Origin of the sequence: Caldisericum sp., from assembly GCA_022759145.1 — a bacterium.
Lineage (GTDB): Bacteria > Caldisericota > Caldisericia > Caldisericales > Caldisericaceae > Caldisericum.
This window is the reverse complement of the sequence record JAEMPV010000107.1, coordinates 1-3782: the sequence shown is the minus strand read 5'-3', so window position 1 is coordinate 3782 and position 3782 is coordinate 1. Positions and strand designations below refer to the sequence as shown.

4 protein-coding genes are annotated in these 3782 nt (G+C 36.2%); all 4 read right to left on the bottom strand.

Annotated elements, in window-relative coordinates; translation table 11 throughout:
• A partial coding sequence (locus JHC30_06480) for an ABC transporter ATP-binding protein (protein ID MCI4463795.1) occupies positions 1–1034 on the bottom strand: 1034 nt, incomplete at its 3' end.
• Positions 1031–1810 (bottom strand): ABC transporter permease, encoded by a 780-nt coding sequence (locus JHC30_06475; GenBank protein MCI4463794.1) that lies wholly within the window; start codon positions 1808–1810, stop codon positions 1031–1033. The genes JHC30_06475 and JHC30_06480, both read right to left, overlap by 4 nt.
• A 131-nt stretch (positions 1811–1941) precedes the next feature.
• A complete protein-coding gene (gene wtpA / locus JHC30_06470) occupies positions 1942–3297 on the bottom strand; it encodes a tungstate ABC transporter substrate-binding protein WtpA (GenBank protein ID MCI4463793.1) in 1356 nt (451 codons plus the stop codon).
• A 210-nt stretch (positions 3298–3507) separates the two neighbouring features.
• Positions 3508–3782, bottom strand: a 275-nt coding sequence (locus JHC30_06465; protein ID MCI4463792.1) for a hypothetical protein, incomplete at its 5' end; no start/stop codon positions are given.

Below are 3782 nucleotides of genomic sequence, written 5' to 3'. Positions count from 1 at the left end.
TTGAAAGAAAGATACACGTTTTCGCCTGTTTTTAAATCAAGTTCTTCAAGGGACTTTCGAGTTATGAGTGCTTTAAATGTATTGTTCTCAGACACTTTTACTGAAACAGTTGCAACACCAGATTTACTAACGATTTTATCAATAAAACCCGTGAAACTATTCTGAGCGGAAGTCTTAAAAGGAGTCTTTGAAAGGGTAATTTCTTCTGGGTGGATAAAGATAATAACTGAATCGCCAATTGCATAGTCTCCAAGTGTATATATAAATTGGCTTCCGACATCGACCTTTTTTATGCCATCTTCTTCTCCTACGACAACGCCCTTTATGACATTTACCCCTGCAAGGCGTGCAACCTCTTCACGATTAGGGCTGTAAAAAATCTCGTCAGGTATGCCAATCTGGATAATTTGCCCGTTATCCAAAACTGCAATCCTATCGCCAACTATTGTTGCTTCATCTATATTGTGCGTTACAAAAATTGCGCTTTTGCCAAAGTTTTTGATAATTTCCTTTAACTCTAACGATACACGCTCCCTTTCAATAGGTGAAAGTTGAGATGTAACCTCGTCTAAAAGTAAAACTTTCGGATCAAGAATAAGGGCTCTTGCAATTGCAACCTTTTGTTTTTCGCCACCGCTAAGTTCGTTTGGGTATCTTGAAAGAAGGTGCTCGAGTTTAAAAAATTTCACAGTAGCATTAAAACGGTCTTCTGCATTATCTATTTGCTTAAAGCGAAGCCCGAATTTTATATTATCTTGAATTGTTAGGTGTGGGAAAAGTGCAAGTGTCTGGAAAATGTAGCCGATGTTTCTTTCCTCAGGCTCTCTATTTGTTATATCAACTCCATTTAACAAAATCTTGCCTTTATCGACTTTCACAAACCCTGCAATTGCGTTTAAAAGTGTTGTCTTTCCAGAGCCATTTTCTCCAACGATTGCAACAATTTCGCCATTTACTACATCAAGATTTATATTTTTAAGTAAAAAATTGCCGTTGTGTGCATAAAGCCCTGATATCGAAAGTACGACACTCATTTTACTCTCCTTCCTATAATCCTGAGGATAGCAAAAATAATAAGTGATATGATAAGAAGGGTTGCTGCAACAGAGATTGATGTTTCGAGGTTATATTGCGTGTATGCATCGTAAATGCGGATAGGTGCTGTCATTGGATAGTATGCAACAATAATTACAGCGCCAAACTCTGAAATTGCCCTTGCAAAAGAGGAGAGGAAGCCAGAAATTATATGTCCTTTAACGAGGGGAATGTCGATGAGAAAGAAAGTATGTACTTCACTTGCACCTAATATGCGGGATGCCCTTTCTATCGATGGGTCAATTCCTTTAAACCCTTCTTTTACCGTGTCTACAAAAAATGGAAACGACATATACATCATCGCAACAACAACTGCAAAAGCAGTTCCTATGAGTTTTATATTGAATGTGTTATAGAGTAATTTACCGATTAAGCCGTCTTTTCCAAAAACAAGAAGAAGTGCAATACCTGCAATAATGTGAGGGGTTGCAAGGGGAGTGTCACAAATTGCCTCAATTATGCTTTCAAGTTTTCCAAAATACCCTTTTGCAATGAGATACGAAAGTGGTATGCCTATAATAACACTCAAAACCGATGCAATAAATGCAAAGGTGATACTATTGAGAATCGCATTCTGGTTCAGGGGGTCTTTAAGAGAAGAAATAAGAAGCGAGGGTCTCGGGTAAGTTATAAGGCGCATTAGCGGCACAATTATAAAAAGGATGCCAATACCTGCAATGATACCCAACGCATATCTAAAAAATCTATTCTTCACAATTTATATTATAATCTATCTTTTGATTTCGAGATGAATTAAAGTTTGCAGTTTTTTGAGGAATACTATTTCGAGCCTTTTCAATTTCCTTCGACTGTTTAGCCATTATTACGGACATTAGATAACTTTCGCTAATTTCTTATTCCAATTCTTACGATAGCAGGAATCTTATAGATGTCCGGGTATGCTTTAAAATCCACAAAGGGTTGTCCTGCTTTTTTGAAATCATCTTTTCCATATTTTAAAAGATACATCACAAATCGCTCAGCCCAGATTTTGTTTGGTGCGTTTTCGGGGATTGTAAGCCCATAAACAATAGGTGCACCTTTTACAACTGTTCCATCTTTTAAGGTAAAGGATGCTTTTGCATACCAATCCTTTAACTCAGGATTTCCAAAGTTAAGTTCGTCTTTAAGCGAAATGTATTTTAAATTGTTTTGTATTGCAACAGATTCATACTCAAAGGCGTAATCAAGTTCGTGTGTTTGAAGAAGTGCAACAAGTTCGACTGATTTCGGGCGGATATTTTGTGGCTTTGTAGCATTCAACAAACTATTGTAAAGCCCGGGTTTTTTGTAAAAAAGTTCTGCAAGTTGAAACATTAAAAGGGTTCGGTAACCGCAGGGATCCGAGTTTGGCTCTGCGTATCCGAAGTCAACATCTTTTCTCAAAAGTATATCAAACCAATTATTGCTTGTGATTTCTTTTGCATATGCACTTTTATCCGTATAGCATAGAACAAGTTTATTTGTTGCAAACTCTATATATGAGGAAGCATATTTCGGTATAAGATATTGTGGGATAAGGAAAGAATCTGCAGTAATTACAACATCCATTTCTTTTTTTAGTTCCGAAACCTGCTTTACAACATCAACGCTTCCTGCGGACATATCTTCAAAATTTATCTGGACATTGAGGTTTTTGTAATAATTTTTGAAGTTTTCTTCAACGCTTCTTATTGGTTGGGTAAGGCTTCCTGCGTGGATTACTTTAAGGGTTACCTTCAATGTTTTTGAAAGAGGCTTTGGAGAATACGAAAATTTTACGCTTCTTGTGTTTCCATTCCACATAACTATGCCGCCAAGTGATTCTATAACAAACCTAAGAGGGACAAGAGGAACGCCTTTTATAACGGCAGGTGCAACATCGAGAGTCTCATAATTTTCATTATCGATAATTGCTTTTTTTGAACCTACCTCAAAGGTAAATACCTTAAGGTCAAATAAAAGGGTTATGGTCTTTGAGTTCGGATTGTAATCATAAAAGCCACCAAGAGTATTTGCAAGGAAACTACCCGAAATAAGCGTTCTTCCATTTGAAATAACTGGTGTAACATCAATTTTCACAACTTTTGAATTGATTACTGCAAATGTTTTTCCTATGGAAATTTCTCCCTCAACTTTTGTATCACCCTTTACGGGCAAAACCCCGATAGTTATAGAAAATACAAACAAAACAACAAGACTAAAAACAACCAACTTTTTCAACTTTTCATCTCCTTTCTATTATAGTAGGCACACCCGTTTTTGAAATGTACCCAAACTGAAAGAAGTCCATGAGGATGCGCTCCTTTTAGGTCTTTCTGGTCGTAGCATCTATATATATTCTATTGAAATTAATCCTTAAACAACATTGTATGCAATTAAGTTTCAGCCGAATTTGCAGTTTTTAGCCAATTAAGATGACGGTATGTAATCTTACACCCTTTCAATTATTTCAAAATATCCAAGGAGAGTTCCGTTTTCATTTCTAACCCCAACCATATATTCTTTTACCTTTTCATTTTCGAAAACAAGCGCTTTGTCTTTCCTTTTCAAAAGTTCGAGAAATCCCTGAAGAATTAGCCTTTTTGAGTTATCATTGTGGCAATTAAATATGGATTTACCTATAAGGTCGTTTCCGAATCTATCTTTATAATTATTTACGGCATATTTATTCATAAAACGGATTGTGTGAGTTGTATCCACAAAAA